Origin of the sequence: Burkholderia catarinensis (assembly GCF_001883705.2) — a bacterium.
GTDB classification, from domain to species: Bacteria; Pseudomonadota; Gammaproteobacteria; order Burkholderiales; family Burkholderiaceae; genus Burkholderia; species Burkholderia catarinensis.
Map to the genome: position 1 here is coordinate 356,174 of NZ_MDEQ02000006.1, position 17,523 is coordinate 373,696.

Genomic DNA, 17,523 nt, shown 5'->3' on the forward strand with positions numbered 1-17,523 from the left:
CAGATTCAGGACAATACGGTCGACTCGCGCTGCGTCGCGAGCTGCATGATCTTTTCCTGCGTGGCGTCGGCCGCGCGCAGTTCGCCCGTGACGCGGCCTTCGCACATCACGAGAATCCGGTGGCTCAGCCGCAGCACCTCGGGCAGCTCCGACGAGATCATCACGATCGCCTTGCCGTCGGCGGCGAGCGCGTCGAGCAGCTTGTAGATCTCGCTTTTCGCGCCGACGTCGATGCCGCGCGTCGGCTCGTCGAAGAACAGGATGTCGCAGTCGCGCAGCAGCCACTTCGCGATCACGATCTTCTGCTGGTTGCCGCCCGACAACAAACGCGCGGGCTGTGCGACCGACGGCGTGCGGATCGCGAGCTGCCGCACGTACGCCTGCGCGGTGTCGCGCATCTCGCGTGCGTCGAGAAACACGCCGCGGCGAACGAAGCGGCGCATGCTCGACAGCGCGATGTTGTTCTGCACGTCCATCCCGACCGCGAGCCCGAAGTGCTTGCGATCCTCGGACAGGTAGCCGATGCCGTGCCTGACCGCGTCGGCCGGCGTGCGGATCGTCACGGTCTTGCCGTGCACGCGGATCTCGCCCGCATCGACCGGGTCGGCGCCGAACACCGCGCGCGCGACCTCGGTGCGGCCCGCGCCCATCAGCCCAGCAAAGCCCAGGATCTCGCCACGCCGCAGCGTAAAGGCGACGTCGCGGATTGCACGGCCGCGCGACAGCCCGCGCACTTCGAGCGCGACGTCGTTCGCGGACGTATCGGGCGGCGTGCGGAATTCGGTATCGAGCTGGCGGCCGACCATCATCGCGATGATCGCGTCCATCGAGGTTTCCGCCATCGGCACGGTCGCGACATACTTACCGTCACGCATCACGGTCACGCGATCGGCGATCTGGCGCAGTTCGTCCATCTTGTGCGAGATATAGACGATGCCGACGCCGTGCGCGCGCAGGTCGCCGATGATGCGGAACAGCTCGGCGATCTCCGCGTTGTTGAGCGCGGCGGTCGGCTCGTCCATGATCAGCACGCGCGAGTCGAACGACAGCGCCTTCGCGATCTCGACCATCTGCTGCTTCGCGACCGTCAGCCGGCCGACCGGCGTGCGCGGGTCGAGATCGAGCCGCATCCGCGCGAAGATCGCGGCCGCGTCGCGGTTCAGCTTCTCTTCGTCGACGAACACGCCGAAGCGGCCGCGCGGCTCGCGGCCGATGAAGATGTTCTGCGCGACGCTCAGGTGGTTCATCAGGTTCAGTTCCTGATGGATGATGCCGATCCCGAGCGCCTGCGCGGCGCGCGGATCGGCGATCTCCACCGCGCGGCCGTCCATCCGGATCTCGCCGTCGTCGCGCTGGTAGACGCCCGCGAGGATCTTCATCAGCGTCGACTTGCCGGCGCCGTTCTCGCCCATCAGTGCATGCACTTCGCCGGCACGCAGGTCGAAACGGCAGTCGTCGAGCGCCTGCACGCCCGGAAAGCGCTTGCCGATGCCGGTCAGCGCAATCAGCGGCGGCACGGTGTTCGGGTTCGGGTCGGGTTGCATGGATCGCCGCCCTTAGCTGATCGCACGGTCGAGATGCGTATAGCCGCCATCGACGAACAGCCACTGGCCCGTCGTGTGCGATGCACGTTCCGACAGCAGGAACACGGCCGTGTCGGCGATCTCGTCGGCTGTCGTGAAGCGCTTGCCGAGCGGCACCTTGCCCGCGATGCCGGCAAGCTTCGCGTCGGGATCGTCAAAGCCGGCGAGCCAGTTCCGGTACAGCGGCGTCATCACCTCGGCCGGGATCACCGCGTTCACGCGCACGCCATCGTCGCGCAACGCGACGGCCCATTCGCGCGTCAATGCGAGCTGCGCGCCCTTCGACGCGCAATAGCCGCTCGTGTTGCCCTGCCCGGTCACGGCCGTCTTCGACGAGATGTTGACGATCGCGCCGCGCGTCGCCTTCAGGTGTGGCACGCAGTAGTGCGCCATCACGTAGTAGTGGATCAGGTTGCGTTCGAGCGACGCGACGAACGCGTCGCGCCCGGCGTCGAGCCCGATGCTGTCGTTGATGCCCGCGTTGTTGACGAGGCCGTCGATGCGGCCGAAGCGCGCGACGGTCTGTGCGACCCCATCGCGGCATTGCGCGTCGTCCTGCAGTTCGACTGTCACGCACTCGGCACGCGGCTGCTTCCGCGCGAGTTCGCGCCGGAACGCATCGTCGGGCGCGTGGCGCGCGAACACCACCGGTATCGCGCCTTCGCCGGCGAGGCGCATCGAGATCGCGGCGCCGATGCCCGACGCGCCGCCGGTCACGATCACGACCTTGTCTTGCAGATTCAAATCCACTTCGCGTCTCCGTCGTTCATGTAGTCGCCGCGCACGACGCGCGTGGCGCGTCGCCGTGCACTGCCATGCTTCAGCCGCGGAACCGGTACTGCTCCAGCGATTCGGGCTTCATCTCGATCGAGAAGCCGGGCGCCGTCGGCGGCATGTACGCCGCGCCGCGCACGACGCACGGCTCCACGAAATGCTCGTGCAGGTGATCGACGTATTCGGTCACGCGCCCTTCCTTCGTGCCGGAAATGCACACGTAATCGATCATCGACAGGTGCTGCACGTACTCGCACAACCCGACGCCGCCCGCATGCGGGCACACGGGCAGCCCGTACTTCGCGGCCATCAGCATCACCGCGAGAATCTCGTTCACGCCGCCGAGCCGGCACGCGTCGATCTGCACGACGTCGATCGCGCCGCGTGCGATGAACTGCTTGAACAGCACGCGGTTCTGGCACATCTCGCCGGTCGCGACCTGCACGGGCCCGATCGCCTCGCGGATCTTGCGATGCCCTTCGACGTCGTCGGGGCTCGTCGGCTCCTCGATGAACCACGGCCGCGCGAACGCCAGCTCGCGCACCCAGTCGATCGCCTCGTCGACTTCCCACACCTGGTTCGCGTCGATCATCAGCTTGCGGTTCGGGCCGATCACCTCGCGCGCGATCGTCACGCGGCGGATGTCGTCTTCCAGGTTCGCGCCGACCTTCAGCTTCACGTAGTCGAAGCCTGCGTCGACGGCTTCTCCGCACAGCCGGCGCAGCTTGTCGTCGCTGTAGCCGAGCCAGCCGGCCGACGTCGTGTAGCACGGGTAGCCGTCGCGCTCCAGCGTCGCGATCCGCGCGGCCTTGCCCGGCGCCTGCCGGCGCAGCAGGTCGAGCGCTTCGTCCGGGCTCAGGCAGTCGGTCAGGTAGCGGAAGTCGATCGCGCGCACCAACTCCTCGGGGCTCATGTCGGCGACGAGCCGCCACAGCGGCTTGCCGACGGCCTTCGCCCACAGGTCCCACACCGCATTGACGACGGCGCCCGTCGCCAGATGGATCGCGCCCTTGTCGGGGCCGATCCAGCGCAACTGGCTGTCCGACGTGACGTGCCGCCAGAAGCGGCCCATGTCCTCGCGGATCCAGTCGAGGTCGAGGCCGACAACCAGGTGACGCATCGCGTCGATCGCCGCGCAGCAGATCTCGTTGCCGCGCCCGATCGTGAACGTGAGCCCGTGACCTTCGAGCCCGTCGCGGTCGGTTTCGAGCACGACATACGCGGCCGAATAATCGGGGTCCGGATTCATCGCATCGGAGCCGTCAAGCTGGCGCGAGGTCGGAAAGCGCACGTCGAGGACGCGCATCGATCGAATGATAGGCATGACGAACCGTCCGTTAAAGGAAATCAGGCCTGCACGGTGCGCTGGCGCTGCTCGCCGAGCCCGTCGATGCCGAGCGTGATCACCTGCCCGGCGCGCAGATAGACGGGCGGCTTCTGCCCGAGGCCGACGCCCGGCGGCGTGCCGGTCGAGATCACGTCGCCCGGCTGCAGGCTCATGAAGCGGCTCAGATAGCTGATCAGGTGCGGCACGCGGAACACCATCGTCGCGGTCGTGCCGTTCTGGTAGCGATGGCCGTCGACGTCGAGCCACAACCGCAGCGCGTGCGGATCGGGCACTTCGTCGGCGGTCACGAGCCACGGGCCGAGCGGCCCGAACGTGTCGTTGCCCTTGCCCTTGTCCCACGTGCCGCCGCGTTCGAGCTGGAATTCGCGCTCCGACACGTCGTTCACGACGCAGTAGCCGGCGACGTGCGACAGCGCGTCGGCTTCCGCGATATAGCGGCCGCCCTGGCCGATCACCACGCCGAGTTCGACTTCCCAGTCGGTCTTCTCGGAGCCGCGCGGAATCTCGACGTCGTCGTTCGGGCCCGAGATCGCACTCGTCCACTTGCCGAACACGACGGGCTCCTTCGGCACCTCCATCCCCGATTCGGCCGCGTGATCGGAATAGTTGAGCCCGATGCAGATGAACTTGCCGACGCGGCCGACGCACGCGCCGAGCCGCGGCGTGCCTTCGACGAGCGGCAGCGACGACGGCGGAATGTCGCGCAGCCGCGCGAGCGAGGCCGGCGCCAGCGCGTCGCCGGCGATGTCGTCGATCACACCGGACAGGTCGCGGAGGTGGCCCTGCGCATCGAGCAGGCCCGGCTTTTCATGGTGTTTGTCGCCAAATCTCAGCAGTTTCATATCGTCTTCTGAATGGAAGCGGAAAGTGAATGGGAAGGTGCGGTTAGTTTGACCAGCCGCCGTCGATCAGGTGAATCGCGCCGGTCGTGAACGACGCTTCGTCGGACGCCAGGTACAGCGCGAGCGCGGCCACCTCGTCCGCGCTGCCGATGCGGCCCATCGGCTGGCGCGCGACGAACGCCTGGCGCACCTCGTCGGTCGACACGTGGCGCGTTCGCGCCTGCTCGGCGATCCGCGCCTCCAGCGACGGCGATTCGATCGTGCCCGGGCAGATCGCGTTGCAGCGGATGCGCTGCTCGACGAAATCGGCGGCCACCGCCTTGGTCAGGCCGATCACGGCCGCCTTGGTCGTGCCGTACACGAAGCGGTTCGGCACGCCCTTCACGCTCGACGCGGCCGACGCCATGTTGATGATCGACGCGCCGCCGGCTTCGAGCATCGCGGGCAGCAGCGCACGGATCAGCCGGTACATCGACGTGACGTTCAGGTTCAGCGAGAACGCCCACGCGTCGTCGTCGCAATCGAGGATCGACCCGTGATGCACGTAACCCGCGCAGTTGAACAGCACGTCGAACGCGCGTTCGCTCGCGGCGAGCGCCGCGACGTCGTGCGCATCGGTCACGTCGAGCCGCCGCGTGGTCAGCCGCCCGCCCGCGCGTTCGGCGTCGGCCTCGAGCCGCGCCAGCGCGGCTTCGTTGATGTCGGTCGCCAGCACGTCGGCGCCCTCGCTCGCGAACCGCAGCGCGGTCGCGCGGCCGATACCCTGCCCGGCCGCCGTCACCAGCGCGCGTTTGCCCTGCAATCTCATGAGCAACTCCCGAAAAAGCCGGCCGCCAGTCGGCCGATTGGCACAAAGGACTAAAGGTCCAACCAATCATAGGAAGAGATCGCGCGCTTGTCACGAACTCGGGATTCAGTATTTACCCGGGCGGGTCAATCCGGTCGCTGGATAAAAATCCGGTGGTCGGCCAGCCCCGGCCGTGCGCCCATGATTTCGCTCAAACCCAATGCCGGCAGGCCTCCCGGCCGTTTTTCCGCACGCACTTGGCACGCCGACCGCGCCAAACTGACAAAAAAGTCATGTTCGCGTCAGGGTCTCAACGGGATGCGCGCGCCATCATGGCGTACCGGACCGCGCTTCCGGACCATCGCCACCGCCCGCGTTCGATCCCTGCGGGCACCTCCGTCCCCCGGCGATGGGCTCCGTGACTGGGCGAGCAGACACGGTGCGCGGGCCGATTTCCCGCCCCGGACTTCCCGTCCGGGGCGTTTTTGTCTGTGGTTTCCAAGAAAATAAGCGTGGATTGTTTCTAAATCGGCAAAAGGTAATTTGATCTAGACAGGATGTTTTTTCCGGTCACAGACGCTTACATTTAGCGCACCACTCATGGAAACCGCTACGGATTCGCCATCGGGTAGTGACAACCACTGCCACGGCCGAAACCGCACGAGCTTTAGGAAACGGCAAATGAAGGCCTCCAAATCCCTGCCTGCGCTCGATCCCGCCGACGTCCACGTCGAAATCCTCGAACGTTCCGATACGCTGCTCGTCGTGCGCTGGGTCGAACCCGGCCGCTGTCACTACGGTGAACAGCGCTGGCGCCGCCGCTTCGCGCAACGCACCGGCACCTGCGCGCTGTCGCGCCAGATCATTCATCGCGGCGACGAAGTCTTCCGCCCGGCCGAACGCCCGGCGCCCGCGAACGCGGCCGCGATGATCTCCGCCGCCGAAGTGCTCGCCCTCGCCGGGGGCAGGTAAATCCTGCCGGCCGCACGCCGCGGCACACGGCACCACGCAATGCGCCAGCCCTAGAAGCACCGGTCTAATTCCCCCGCTTGTCTGCCACGCCCGCGCACACTATCGTTACATTATTCAATGTAATGATTACGTGCTGCGGCCGACCGGCCGCGCCGATGGAGGCAGACATGCATGCATGGAGCGCGCGCCACGTCCCGGCGCAGGGCGGCAAGGTCGCGGTCGTGACCGGCGCCAACAGCGGTCTCGGCTGGCAGCTCGCGGAAACGCTGGCCGCGAAAGGCGCGACGGTCGTGATGGGCTGCCGCGACGCCGCGCGCGCCGCGCAGGCGGCCGATGCGATCCGCCGGCTCCATCCCGATGCGCGGGTCGAAGTCGATCCGCTCGACCTCGCCGATCTCGCATCGATCGCACGCTTCGCGGGCGACGTGGCCGACCGCCACGGCCGCGTCGACATCCTCTGCAACAACGCCGGCGTGATGTTCCTGCCGCTGCGGCATACGCAAGACGGCTTCGAGATGCAGTTCGGCACCAACCACCTCGGCCATTTCGCGCTGACCGGCCATCTGCTGCCCGCGCTGCGCGCCGCGCGGCGCCCGCGCGTCGTGACGATGTCGAGCGGCCTCAACCGCGGCGGCCGGATTCGCGTCGACGACCTGCGCGCCGAACATCGCTACAACCGTTATCTCGCCTATTGCGACAGCAAGCTCGCGAACCTCGTGTTCGCGATCGAGTTGCAGCGCCGCTTCGACCGCGCGGCCTTCGCCGGGATCAGCGTGGCCGCACACCCCGGCTACGCGGCGACCAACCTGCAGTTCGCGGGCCCGGCGATGGACAGCTCGCCGGCCCGCGCGGCGCTGATGCGCGCCGCGAACCGTTATCTCGCTCAGCCGGCCGACCAGGGCGCGCTGCCCGCGATCCATGCGGCGACCGCGCCCGATCTCGAGGGCGGCGCGTACATCGGCCCGTCCGGCTGGTTCGAGTCGCGTGGGCTGCCGGCGCCCGCGAGCGTGCCGCGCGCGGCGCGCGATGTGGCGTCGGCCGCGTTGCTGTGGGAAGCGTCGGAAGCCGCGACGGGCGTGCGCTTCCTCAGCTCGGACGCGCCGGCCGGGCGCTCGCCGGGCAGGCCGTTCGACACGACGGCCGAGGCGCGCTGAACCGCGCGCCGCCACCCGCAACATTCCTCGCGCTTATTACGCCAACCGAAAAGAAAGCCGATTGAAAGACTGATTTGACCGACCACTGTTACCGCCCAGGAAACAATTTATCGTCAAAATCAGCGTTTACCCTCAACCATCCGGTGACTAAGATTTGATCAATCGCTTAAGACATGGTGTCGAGAGCGAACTCAATAAAACACCGGAGGTCACCATGAAATCGCTCGTTTCCGCAGTCGTTGCCGCTGCCGCCCTGTCCGCTTCGTTTGGCGCATTCGCTCAAAGCACCGTGACGCGCGCTCAAGTGCGCAACGAACTCGTCCAGCTCGAACAAGCCGGCTACAAGCCGGGCGTGTCGAGCCCGTACTACCCGAACGACATCCAGAGCGCCGAAGCACGCGTCCATGGTGCCGACGCCAGCGGCTACGGCGCGCAACCGGCTCCGGCCGTCCACTCGGGCGCCCCGGTTGCCGCAGCGTCGTCGAACGCGCGCGACTCGATCTTCTTCGGCCAGTAAGCCGACGCGCCCCCGGCGGGCGCCGCGCGATGAAGCAAGGAAGTCCGGACGAGCCCCTTTGCGGGGCTCGTCTTTTTTATGAAACGCATACCTCCGCCGCCCGGCAGCGGGTGGCTTCGCCCGGGCGCCTTGCGTCCGGGCGCTTTTTCGTCTGCGTGGCGAAGCCGGGTGTGCCGGTCAATGCCCTGCGGCCGCAGCCGGCGCCGAACGCGACAGCACGCGCCAGCGCGACAGCAGTTCGTCGCGATCGACGTAACAGCCCTGCAGGTGCCGGCGGCCGGTCGACGGATCGAACTCGGTGCGCGCATGCAGCACGCGCCGGTTGTCGAACGCCCACATGTCGCCCGCCCGCAGCCGGCGCTGCACGCGGAAACGCGGCTCGCGCGCGAGCGCAAGAAACCGCCGGTACGCGCGATAGACGGCCGCGACCGAGCCGGCCGGCGCATCGAGCGGCCCGCGCAGGAAGTTCGCGACGCGCACCTCGGTCACATTGCCGCGCGCATCGAGCCCGATCACCGGCGCTGAACAGCGGTAGTCGCTGTTCGCACTCTTGTTCCAGAACTCGAACGGGGTCGACGCGAGTTGTTCGAAATCGGCCGGATGCTCGCGCCGCAGCGCATCGGCAAGCGCAAAGCCGTCGAGGAACACGCTGTCGCCCCCGGTCGCGTCGTTCGCGAGGCAATGCAGGAACTGCACGCCCGGCTGCAATTCGCGCGTCGGCAGATCGGTGTGCGGCGGCAGGTTCAGCGACGTATACGCATTGCTGTCCGGGCGCGGCTTCGATTCGACGTCGAACAGCACGCCGAAATTGCTTTCGCGGATCAGGCCGATCCGGCGCGCGATCTCGTCGACGCGGCCACGCTCGGCCGGCACGCCTTCGACGAGCGTCAGCCCCGTGCGCTGCAATGCGGCGAGCCACGCGAGCAATGCGCGGTCGTCCTCCATCACGTCGCGCCACGCGAACACGCCGATCGCCGTCGCATCGTCGCCGGCCCACACGTGCCGCCCGTGCGCGGCCAGACGCTCCGCTCGCGACGCGTCGTCGTATGCATGCGCACGCAACCAGCCCGGCGACCACGCGCTGCGATGCCCGTCGTTCCACTCCACATGCAGCGCGCCGTCGGTTTCGACATGCACGGTGAGTGCGGACAGGTCCTCGCGCGCGTCGGCGATCTCGAACACCTGTTCGCGCGTGACGGCATGCACGCACGCGGAACACGCGCAGTTGTCGCGCAGCCAGTCGAAATGGAACGGCGATCGTCGCGTGTCGCTCCACTCGACGTCCACCGCTCCGTCGCCGATCGTCGCCATCCTGATGGCCGCGTCGGCCGAAAACGTCCGCCAGTCCTCGATACGGTGTTGCGCTGCCTGCATCGTCGCCTCCCGGAAACGCCCGCTACGCATGTGGTGCGTGTGGTGCGAGCAAAAAACCGCCGACCGTCCGGTGCATCCGTGCCGCCTGCGGGCTCGTCCCGAGCGCGCGCCAGCAGCCGTGCACCAGCCCCTCTCCCATCCAGTAGTGCGCGCCGCCGCCGGCCGCGCGAATCAGTTCGACGTACACGCGCGCATCGTCGCGCAGCGGATCGTGTTCCGCGCCGATCGCGAGCACGGGCGGCAGACCGTCGAAACGCTCGGCCGCGAGCGGCACCGACGCGCGCAACAGCGGGTTGCCGTCCAGCAGCGCATCGGACAGGTCGCCTTCCCAGTACAGCGCGCGATAGCGACGGACGTCGTCGAGCGTCAGCATCGGCGCGTGCGCTTCCGTTTCGCGCGCGGGCGATTGCGGCTCGAACCCGAGCATCGGATAGACGAGCGCGATGCCGTCGATGCCGCCTTCGCCCGCATCGCGCAGCGCGGTGGCCACCGCCGCCGCGAGCATGCCGCCCGCGCTGTCGCCCGCGAGCGTCAGCGGAGGCGCGCACGGCCCGAACGGCCAGCGCGCATCGCGCGCGGCGCGCGTGACGGCCACGCAATCGTCGAGCGCGGCCGGCGCGCGGTGTTCGGGCGCAAGCCGGTAGTCGACCGCGATCACGTCGAGCCCCGTGTCGGCCGCCAGTTGCGCGGTGATCAGCGCATGACTGTCGAGCGAGCCGACGACGAAGCCGCCGCCATGAAAAAACAGTACCGTGCCGCGCGGCGTGCCGTGCGCGGACGTGTAGCGCCGCAGTGCGATCGCTTGTCCGCCGGGTGCATGCCACACGGCATCCTGCTGCACGATGCCGGCCGGCAGCGCGGCCGGGGTCCATTCGGCCGCGAAGCGGTCGTAGAGGCGGCGCTGCTCGCCGGGCGAGCGCGCCGCCGCGTCGGCCGGATACCACGCGTCGACGGCTGCGACGAACGCCGCGATTTCCGGTTCGAGCATCGTGTGCGCTCCGCGGTTGAAGATTGCCGCCGGCTAGCGGCGCGGCGGCAGGCCGATCACGCGGCCCGCATACGCGGGCGCCGCGCAATCGCGCTGCAATGCATGCAGCCCGGCCACGCGCGCGGCAACGTCGTCGTCGAACGGCGCCGATTTCGCGCCGTCGCGCGTATCGACGTGCAGCAGCATTTGCTCGCTCGCCGATACCGCGTCGTCGTGCCCGTCGGCGAACAGTTCGAGATAAAGGTGCAGTCGCTTCGCGTCGTGCGCGAGCACGCGCGCATCGACGCGCACCGGCGTGCCCTCCTTGATCTCGTGCAGGTAGTTCACGTGCGCTTCGAGCGTATAGACCGAGCGGCCCCGCTCGCGACGCGCGGCGTCGTCGAGGCCGATGCGATCCAGCAGCGCATCGGTCGCGAAGCTGAAGATCAGCAGGTAGAACGCATCGCGCAGGTGGCCGTTGTAGTCGACCCATTCGGGCCGCACCACGTCGCGGTAAATCGTCAGCGGGGTATCGCCCGTCATGTCTAGTCCTCGAATCGCATCCCGTGCCGCGCCTTCACCGCGGCGATCGACTTCAGCACCTCGGTGATGCACTCGTCGCGATAGCGTTCGAGCTCCTTGATGCTGCGCGTGCCCTGCTGTTCGGTCGTGCCTTCGACGACGCTGTCGATCAGCGCATCGGTCAGCGTCGGCGCGACCAGCTTCGTCCACGGCAGTTCGAGCGCGGGGCCGAACTGCTGCATGAAGTGTCGCATGCCCGCGTCGCCACCCGCCAGCGTGTAGGTCAGGAACGTGCCCATGAACGACCAGCGGATACCCGCGCCGAAGCGGATCGCGTCATCGATCTCGCCGGTCGTCGCAACGCCTTCGTTCACCAGGTGCAGCGCCTCGCGCCACAGCGCTTCGAGCAGGCGATCGGCGATGAAGCCCGGCACTTCCTTGCGCACGTGCAGCGGCCGCATGCCGAGCTTGCGATAGATCTCCATCGCCGCTTCGACCGCCTCCGGCGACGTGCGCGCGCCGCCGAGCACTTCGACAAGCGGCAGCAGGTAGACCGGATTGAACGGGTGGCCGACCACGCAGCGCTCCGGGTGCGTCGCCCGCGCATAGAAATCCGTCGGCAGCAGCCCCGACGTCGACGATGCGATGATCGCGTCGGGCTTCGCCGCGCGGCTGATCTGCTCGTGCAGTTCGAGTTTCAGTGCCTCGCGCTCCGGCGCGCTTTCCTGGATGAAATCGGCATCGGCCACGCAGGCCTCGATCGTCGACACGAACCGCAGCCGCGCGGGATCGGCGCCCGGCGCGAGGCCGACGCGCTCGAGCGCGGGCCATGCATTCGCGACGTTCGCGCGCAGCCGCTCTTCCGCGCCCGGCGCGGGGTCCCACACGACCACGTCGAGACCGTGCGCGAGCGCGCGGGAAATCCATCCGCTGCCGATCACGCCGGTGCCGATGGCGGCAAACGTCTTGATGTCGGTCTTCACAGCCATGTCAACGCATCCTTCGAATCAGGTGAAATCGGTGAGCGGCCACGCCTGTGCGTGCCGCCCTGTCATATCGGTCAGGGAGAAAGCTCACGCGAATTCGGCGATCGCGCGGCGTTCGAGCGCACGCTCGCCGCGCGCCGGCAGGCCGAGCTTGCGGCGGCCTTCGGCCGGCGTCAGCACGCGGCCGCCGAGCCGCTCGACGATCTCTCTCGCGCGCTCGACGAGCGTGCCGTTGGTCGCATGCACGCCGCGATCGAGCCAGATGTTGTCTTCGAGGCCGACGCGCACGTGGCCGCCGAGCAGCATCGCCTGCGCGACCATCGGCATCTGCATGCGGCCGATCCCGAAGCCGGCCCAGTGCGCGCCCGGCGGCAGGTTGTCGACCATCGCCTTCATCGTGCCGGTATCGGCCGGCGCGCCCCACGGAATGCCGAGGCAAAGCTGGAACAGCGGCGGATCGTCGAGCAGCCCTTCCTTCAGCAACTGCTTCGCGAACCACAGATGGCCCGTGTCGAAGATCTCCAGCTCCGGCTTCACACCGAGTTCCTGGATGCGCTTCGCGCCGGCGCGCAACTGCGCGGGCGTCGATACGTAGATGTAGTCGCCGTCGCCGAAATTCAGCGTGCCGCAATCGAGCGTGCAGATCTCGGGCAGCAGTTCCTCGACGTGCGCGAGGCGTGTGAGGCCGCCGACCAGATCGGTACCCTTGCCGAAGCGCATCGGATCCTCGCCCGGGCCGATCTCGAGATCGCCGCCCATGCCGGCCGTCAGGTTGATGATCACGTCGACGTCGGCCGAGCGGATGCGGTCGACCACTTCGCGGTACAGGTTCGGGTCGCGGCTGCCGCGCCCCGTCTGCGGATCGCGCACGTGGCAGTGCGCCACCGTCGCGCCGGCCTTCGCGGCCTCGATCGCGGCGGCCGCGATCTCCTTCGGCGTGACCGGAATCGCCGGATGCTTGCCGACCGTATCGCCCGCGCCCGTGACGGCGCAGGTGATGATGACATCATGGTTCATGCTGATTGCCTCGCTTGAATCGGGTTATTTCGCATTACATATCTTTCATCGGTGCGCGCGTGGTGCCGCGCACGGGCCGTCACAGGCCGAGATAGGCCTTCACGGCAGGCAGGCCGTCCTTGCCGTCGAACGTTCTGACGCCCGCGAGCCACGAATCGAGCACCTGCGGGTTCTTCTTCAGATAGGCCTTCGCCGCATCCGCCGGTTTCGTCTTGCTCATCACCGACTGCATCAGCTGGTTCTCGAGCTGCGTCGAGAAGCGCAGGTTCGTGACGAGCTTGCCCGCGTTCGGGCAGCGCGCGATGAAGTCGGGCGCCGTCAGCGTGTACACGCGCGCTTCGCCGTAGTTCGGCCCGAACGACGCGTCGCCGCCGGACAGGTAGTTTATGCTGAGCTGGATGTTCATCGGATGCGGCTCCCACCCAAGGAACACGACCCACTTCTTCTCGCGGATCGCGCGCTCGACCGTCACCAGCATCCCGGCCTCGCTCGATTCGACGAGCTTGAAGCCGCCGAGCCCGTACTGGTTCGTGTCGATCATCTTCTGGATCGTCGCGTTCGCGCTGCTGCCCGGCTCGATCCCGTAGATCTTGCCGTCGAGTTCCGCGCGGTGTTTCGCGATGTCGTCGAAGGTCTTCAGGCCGGCCTGGTATTCGTAGCTCGGCACCGCGAGCGTCGCCTTCGCGCCCGACAGGTTCGGCGGCTCGACGACGTTGATCGACTTGCTGTCGAGGAACGGCTGAAGCTGTTTCTGCTGCACGGGCCACCAGTAACCGAGCGAGATGTCGAGCTGCTTGCTCTTCAGGCCGGCGAACGAGATCGGCACCGACGCGATCGTCGTGGTCGGCTTGTAGCCGAGTGCCTCGAACACGGTCGACGCGAGCGCCGTGGTCGACGTGATGTCGGTCCAGCCGATATCCGCGAAACGCACGGTGCGGCAGGTCGCGGCTTCCGTTTCGGCAAGCGCCGCGTTCGTGAACACGCCGGTCGCCAGCACGGCCGCGACAAGCGCGGCGATCTTCGTCGACTTCATGGTTCGGTTTCTCCCGGTTGATCTCGTGGCAGCCGGTGCGCGGGGTGTGCGCCGGCCTGCATCGTGGGAGTAAAAGTAACGAGCCATATTGGCCGCGAGAAGACCGCCGGCGACCTTTTCTTGCCTGTTTGCGACTATGGGTGGAAACCACTATGCGCGTGTAGTGTCTTGTGTGGCGGGGGTTTGAGCCGAATCTCGGTGAACAGGGGTTTGTCCAGATACGGCGTGGGGACTGCTCCTGCATCTCGCCGGGAAATTCGCGCTGAAGGAAAGCTTTGGCATCGACATCTCTTGCCATCGACCACCGCGCGCCGCTCCGTGCGCGGCGCAAAAACGCGCTGAAACCACGCAAAACCCGCGATAATCTCCCGCTGACTGCTCGGAACCTGCGAGCCGGCGCGGCGTGCGCCCGTCCGATCGCTGCGCCGTACGATGCGTGACAACCACCGGATTCCGTCCCTGCCCCGATGCCCGAGGATTTCCACTTCCTGTTGCTGCCCGGCTTCTCCGCGCTCGGCTTCATGTCCGCGGTCGAGCCGCTGCGCGTCGCGAACCGCTTTCGCACCGAGCTCTATCGCTGGCACGTGATCAGCGCCGACGGCGCGCCCGTCGCCGCGAGCAACGGCATTCCGGTCGCCGCCGAAGCGGCGTGCGCGGACGTCGCGCAGGTCGATACGGTATTCGTCGTCGCGGGCTTCGATCCGCTCGTGTGCTACACGCGCACGCTCGGCGACTGGCTGCGCCGCCAGCACCGGCACGGCGCGACGCTCGGCGGCATCGACACCGGCAGCTTCATCCTCGCGGAAGCCGGGCTGTTCGACGCATCGCAGCCGCTCACGCTGCACTGGGAAGCGCTTGCCGCGTTCCGCGAACGCTATCCCGGCCTGAACGCGACGCAGGAGTTGTTCGAGATCGACGACCGGCGCATCACGTGCGCGGGCGGCACCGCGTCGATCGACATGATGCTCGACCTGATCGGGCGCCGGCACGGCGCCGATCTCGCGGCGGCGATCTCCGAGCAGTTCGTCGTCAGCCGCATCCGCCAGCGCTCGGACAGCCAGCGGCTCGAGATCGCCGCGCGCTACGGCGTGCACAACCGCAAGCTGATCCAGGTGATCGGCACGATGCAGCGCCACATGGAAAATCCGCTCGGCTCCGACGCGCTCGCTCAGGATGTGTCGATCACGCGGCGCCAGCTCGAACGGCTGTTCAGCGCGACGCTGAACGACACGCCGACGCATTTCTACCTGAACCTGCGCCTCGATCGCGCACGCGAATTGCTGCAGCAGACCGACATGAGCATCACGTCGGTGTGCGTCGCATGCGGATTCGAATCGCCGTCGCATTTCTCGCGCACGTATCGCGCACGGTTCGGCATGAGCCCGCGCAGCGACCGGCGTGCGACGCGCTGATCGCCGCCGGTTTCAAGCACAATCCAGCGCGGTATTACGCGTTTCGACAGCGTTTCCTGCCGTTCGCTGAACAATTCCGGCGATTGATCGACGGACCGAGGCGTTCATCGAAAATAAACTGGAATGTCGTTGAAAATATTCTGTAACATCCTCGAAATTAGATAGGCAGCCTAACGAGCCGAGCAATGTGGCTCGACGAACTTCGGGCCACGCAGGTTGCCAATCGATATCAATGCCGATCCGAGGGGTATGACATGACGATGCTCGATTCGCCGTCGCCGCACCTGCCTGCCGTTCGCTTCCCCACTCGCTTCTCCGCCTCTCCGCCCGCCTGTTTCTTTTCGACCTGACATTTAGGGCTCCTTAGTCAGTCGACACTCCCAACACCGCTTCGCCGCACCGGTTCCATCGAACCGGCGCGCGGGCCGTGTCGTGCCTGCGCGCCACGAGCGCGCGGGCGTGTCCAACCGTTGAGATGAGGATCACGTATGCAGACATCACGCAAAGCACTACCGCTCGCCCTGGGTCTCGCGCTCGGTTTCGGCATCGTCGGCGGCACCGCGGCCGATACGAAAGTGTCGAATCCGCAAGCAACGAGCCTGCGCGAAAGCCTGACGCGCGGCGTCGCGCCGCCGGCCGCGAAAGCCGATACGGCCGCCGGGCAGTTCCGCGCGGACGGCGTCGCCGTCACGCTGTACAACCCCGCGTATCGCGCCCGGAAGGCCGCCGCGACGCCCGCCGCCTCCGCGCGCGACTTCGTCGCGTCGCAGGCGACGCAGCTCGGGCTCGACCCGGCCGCGCTCGCAAGCCTCACCGTCACGTCGGAGCGCAACGATGCCGACTTCACCGTCGTGCGGCTGCAGCAGCAGGCAGCCGGACTGCCCGTGTACGGCAGCGACATCGCGGTGACGGTCGCGCAGGACGGCCGCATCCTGTACGTCGCGAGCAATACGATCAACGGCGTGGTCGCGACGACGCGCAAGTCGCAGGCCGTCGACCAGCAGCAGGCGCTCGACCGCGCACGCGCGTATCTCGGCGTGAGCGGCTTCACGAATCTCGATGCGCAGCTCGTCGCGTTCGTCGACAAGGCCGGCACGCACACCGCGTGGAAAGTGCGCGGCCGGCCGCAGGACGGCCCGAAAGGCGACTGGGAACTGCTGATCGACTCGGGTAGCGGCGAAGTGCTGCGCGCCGAGGACAAGGCGTTCTACGCTACCGACGGCACGGGCTTCGTGTTCCGCCCGGACCCGCTGTCGTCGACCAAGAGCAGCTACGGCAGCACAGGCTACAAGGACAACAACGACGCCGATTCGACGCAGCTCACCGCCGCGCGCGTGCGCGTGACGCTGAAGGATCTCGCGCAGTCGGGCGCGCGCTACGCGCTATCGGGGCCCTACGCCGCGTGCGTCGATTTCGACGCGCCGCGCGACAACGCATGCCCGCTGCAGTCGACGCCCGCGTTCGAGTTCACGCGCGGCAACCTGTATTTCGAGGCCGTGAACGTGTATTACCACATCGACACGTTCCTGCGTTACGTGAACCAGACGCTCGGCATCAAGGCGCTGCCGTACCAGTATGCGGGCGGCGTGCAGTACGACCCGCACGGCGAATCGGGCGACGACAACTCGTCGTACTCGTCGAGCAGCGGCCGGCTGACCTTCGGGCAAGGCGGCGTCGACGACGCGGAGGACGCGGACGTCGTGATCCACGAGCTCGGCCACGGCATCCACGACTGGGTGACGAACGGCGGCCTGTCGCAACAGGAGGGCCTGTCCGAAGGCACCGGCGACTATCTCGCGGCCGCGTACAGCCGCGACTTCAACCAGTGGAGCCCGTCGGATGCGCAGTATCACTGGGTCTACAACTGGGACGGCCACAACGAGTACTGGGGCGGCCGCGTGACCAACTGGAACGTCGGGCGCACCTATGCGCAGGCGCGCGGCGCCGAGATCCATACGGCCGGCCAGTACTGGGCGTCGTGCAACCTCGTCGCGCGCGATGCCATCGGCGCGCAGGCGATGGACAAGGCGTTCCTGAAGGGGCTGTCGATGACCAACAGCTCGACCAACCAGAAGGCCGCCGCGCAGGCCGTGCTGACGGCCGCGTCCGCGCTCGGCTACAGCAACGCGCAGCTCACCGCGATCGGCAATGCGTACAACCAGAGCTGCACGTACGGCGTGACCGTGCCGCAGAAGTCGTAATTCCGCATCAGGCAGGGCGCATCGCACGACCTGC

The 17,523-nt window shown here is 67.6% G+C and carries 17 protein-coding genes; 6 read left to right on the forward strand and 11 right to left on the reverse strand.

Translation table 11 applies throughout. From position 1 onward, the window contains the following. Nucleotides 1-5: 5 nt before the first annotated feature. The 5 genes from BFF94_RS12655 to BFF94_RS12675 form a co-directional block, all read right to left on the reverse strand. Complete coding sequence (locus BFF94_RS12655; RefSeq protein WP_128850301.1) at nucleotides 6-1,544, reverse strand: sugar ABC transporter ATP-binding protein; 1,539 nt, start codon at nucleotides 1,542-1,544, stop codon at nucleotides 6-8. A gap of 12 nt (nucleotides 1,545-1,556) precedes the next feature. After that, nucleotides 1,557-2,333, reverse strand: coding sequence for an SDR family oxidoreductase (locus BFF94_RS12660; RefSeq protein ID WP_128850299.1), 777 nt, complete (start codon nucleotides 2,331-2,333; stop codon nucleotides 1,557-1,559). Between the two features lie 70 nt (nucleotides 2,334-2,403). Then, a complete protein-coding gene (locus tag BFF94_RS12665; RefSeq protein WP_128850297.1) occupies nucleotides 2,404-3,681 on the reverse strand; it encodes an L-fuconate dehydratase in 1,278 nt (425 codons plus the stop codon). Nucleotides 3,682-3,704: 23 nt separating this feature from the next. Continuing rightward, nucleotides 3,705-4,547 (reverse strand): ureidoglycolate lyase, encoded by an 843-nt coding sequence (locus tag BFF94_RS12670; protein WP_128850295.1) that lies wholly within the window; start codon nucleotides 4,545-4,547, stop codon nucleotides 3,705-3,707. Nucleotides 4,548-4,590: 43 nt separating this feature from the next. Further along, nucleotides 4,591-5,355: an SDR family oxidoreductase gene (locus BFF94_RS12675; RefSeq protein ID WP_219139398.1), complete on the reverse strand. Its 765-nt coding sequence runs from the start codon at nucleotides 5,353-5,355 to the stop codon at nucleotides 4,591-4,593. A 660-nt stretch (nucleotides 5,356-6,015) separates the two neighbouring features. Between BFF94_RS12675 and BFF94_RS12680 the strand changes: the two genes are divergently transcribed. From BFF94_RS12680 to BFF94_RS12690, 3 genes are all read left to right on the forward strand, one after another. Then, nucleotides 6,016-6,306, forward strand: coding sequence for a DUF3331 domain-containing protein (locus BFF94_RS12680; protein WP_128850293.1), 291 nt, complete (start codon nucleotides 6,016-6,018; stop codon nucleotides 6,304-6,306). Between the two features lie 167 nt (nucleotides 6,307-6,473). Continuing rightward, nucleotides 6,474-7,460 carry an oxidoreductase gene (locus BFF94_RS12685; protein ID WP_128850291.1) on the forward strand — a complete coding sequence of 329 codons (987 nt, stop codon included), beginning with the start codon at nucleotides 6,474-6,476 and terminating at the stop codon, nucleotides 7,458-7,460. Between the two features lie 214 nt (nucleotides 7,461-7,674). Beyond that, nucleotides 7,675-7,977: a DUF4148 domain-containing protein gene (locus tag BFF94_RS12690; RefSeq protein ID WP_128850289.1), complete on the forward strand. Its 303-nt coding sequence runs from the start codon at nucleotides 7,675-7,677 to the stop codon at nucleotides 7,975-7,977. A 177-nt stretch (nucleotides 7,978-8,154) separates the two neighbouring features. On the opposite strand, the gene BFF94_RS12695 is transcribed toward BFF94_RS12690, so the two are convergent. From BFF94_RS12695 to BFF94_RS12720, 6 genes are all read right to left on the reverse strand, one after another. Next, the gene (locus BFF94_RS12695; RefSeq protein ID WP_128850287.1) at nucleotides 8,155-9,351 is read right to left on the reverse strand and encodes a TauD/TfdA family dioxygenase; all 1,197 of its coding nucleotides are present in this window, start codon (nucleotides 9,349-9,351) and stop codon (nucleotides 8,155-8,157) included. 22 nt (nucleotides 9,352-9,373) lie between these two features. Next, on the reverse strand, nucleotides 9,374-10,339 hold the full coding sequence (locus BFF94_RS12700; RefSeq protein WP_219139399.1) for an alpha/beta hydrolase: 966 nt from the start codon (nucleotides 10,337-10,339) through the stop codon (nucleotides 9,374-9,376). A 33-nt stretch (nucleotides 10,340-10,372) separates the two neighbouring features. Then, entirely contained in the window at nucleotides 10,373-10,861 is a 489-nt protein-coding gene (locus tag BFF94_RS12705; RefSeq protein WP_128843564.1) for a thioesterase family protein, read from the reverse strand. A 2-nt stretch (nucleotides 10,862-10,863) separates the two neighbouring features. Beyond that, entirely contained in the window at nucleotides 10,864-11,829 is a 966-nt protein-coding gene (locus BFF94_RS12710) for an L-carnitine dehydrogenase (protein ID WP_128843565.1), read from the reverse strand. Nucleotides 11,830-11,913: 84 nt separating this feature from the next. After that, the gene (gene cdhC, locus BFF94_RS12715) at nucleotides 11,914-12,843 is read right to left on the reverse strand and encodes a 3-dehydrocarnitine:acetyl-CoA trimethylamine transferase CdhC (protein ID WP_122170219.1); all 930 of its coding nucleotides are present in this window, start codon (nucleotides 12,841-12,843) and stop codon (nucleotides 11,914-11,916) included. Nucleotides 12,844-12,922: 79 nt separating this feature from the next. Further along, on the reverse strand, nucleotides 12,923-13,876 hold the full coding sequence (locus tag BFF94_RS12720; protein WP_128843566.1) for a choline ABC transporter substrate-binding protein: 954 nt from the start codon (nucleotides 13,874-13,876) through the stop codon (nucleotides 12,923-12,925). A gap of 467 nt (nucleotides 13,877-14,343) precedes the next feature. Between BFF94_RS12720 and BFF94_RS12725 the strand changes: the two genes are divergently transcribed. From BFF94_RS12725 to BFF94_RS12735, 3 genes are all read left to right on the forward strand, one after another. Beyond that, a complete protein-coding gene (locus BFF94_RS12725; RefSeq protein ID WP_128843567.1) occupies nucleotides 14,344-15,288 on the forward strand; it encodes a GlxA family transcriptional regulator in 945 nt (314 codons plus the stop codon). A gap of 185 nt (nucleotides 15,289-15,473) precedes the next feature. Further along, nucleotides 15,474-15,638: a hypothetical protein gene (locus tag BFF94_RS12730; protein WP_158061963.1), complete on the forward strand. Its 165-nt coding sequence runs from the start codon at nucleotides 15,474-15,476 to the stop codon at nucleotides 15,636-15,638. A 138-nt stretch (nucleotides 15,639-15,776) separates the two neighbouring features. After that, complete coding sequence (locus BFF94_RS12735) at nucleotides 15,777-17,489, forward strand: M36 family metallopeptidase (protein ID WP_219139400.1); 1,713 nt, start codon at nucleotides 15,777-15,779, stop codon at nucleotides 17,487-17,489. The last annotated feature ends 34 nt before the right edge of the window (nucleotides 17,490-17,523 follow it).

Coding starts and splice junctions, on each gene's coding strand:
- BFF94_RS12685 (WP_128850291.1), top strand. CDS start 6,474: ATGCATGCATGGAGCGCGCGCCACGTCCCGGCGCAGGGCGGCAAGGTC.
- BFF94_RS12730 (WP_158061963.1), top strand. CDS start 15,474: ATGTGGCTCGACGAACTTCGGGCCACGCAGGTTGCCAATCGATATCAA.
- BFF94_RS12720 (WP_128843566.1), bottom strand. CDS start 13,876: ATGAAGTCGACGAAGATCGCCGCGCTTGTCGCGGCCGTGCTGGCGACC.
- BFF94_RS12710 (WP_128843565.1), bottom strand. CDS start 11,829: ATGGCTGTGAAGACCGACATCAAGACGTTTGCCGCCATCGGCACCGGC.
- BFF94_RS12705 (WP_128843564.1), bottom strand. CDS start 10,861: ATGACGGGCGATACCCCGCTGACGATTTACCGCGACGTGGTGCGGCCC.
- BFF94_RS12655 (WP_128850301.1), bottom strand. CDS start 1,544: ATGCAACCCGACCCGAACCCGAACACCGTGCCGCCGCTGATTGCGCTG.
- BFF94_RS12670 (WP_128850295.1), bottom strand. CDS start 4,547: ATGAAACTGCTGAGATTTGGCGACAAACACCATGAAAAGCCGGGCCTG.
- BFF94_RS12690 (WP_128850289.1), top strand. CDS start 7,675: ATGAAATCGCTCGTTTCCGCAGTCGTTGCCGCTGCCGCCCTGTCCGCT.
- cdhC (WP_122170219.1), bottom strand. CDS start 12,843: ATGAACCATGATGTCATCATCACCTGCGCCGTCACGGGCGCGGGCGAT.
- BFF94_RS12665 (WP_128850297.1), bottom strand. CDS start 3,681: ATGCCTATCATTCGATCGATGCGCGTCCTCGACGTGCGCTTTCCGACC.
- BFF94_RS12700 (WP_219139399.1), bottom strand. CDS start 10,339: ATGCTCGAACCGGAAATCGCGGCGTTCGTCGCAGCCGTCGACGCGTGG.
- BFF94_RS12735 (WP_219139400.1), top strand. CDS start 15,777: ATGCAGACATCACGCAAAGCACTACCGCTCGCCCTGGGTCTCGCGCTC.
- BFF94_RS12725 (WP_128843567.1), top strand. CDS start 14,344: ATGCCCGAGGATTTCCACTTCCTGTTGCTGCCCGGCTTCTCCGCGCTC.
- BFF94_RS12680 (WP_128850293.1), top strand. CDS start 6,016: ATGAAGGCCTCCAAATCCCTGCCTGCGCTCGATCCCGCCGACGTCCAC.
- BFF94_RS12675 (WP_219139398.1), bottom strand. CDS start 5,355: ATGAGATTGCAGGGCAAACGCGCGCTGGTGACGGCGGCCGGGCAGGGT.
- BFF94_RS12695 (WP_128850287.1), bottom strand. CDS start 9,351: ATGCAGGCAGCGCAACACCGTATCGAGGACTGGCGGACGTTTTCGGCC.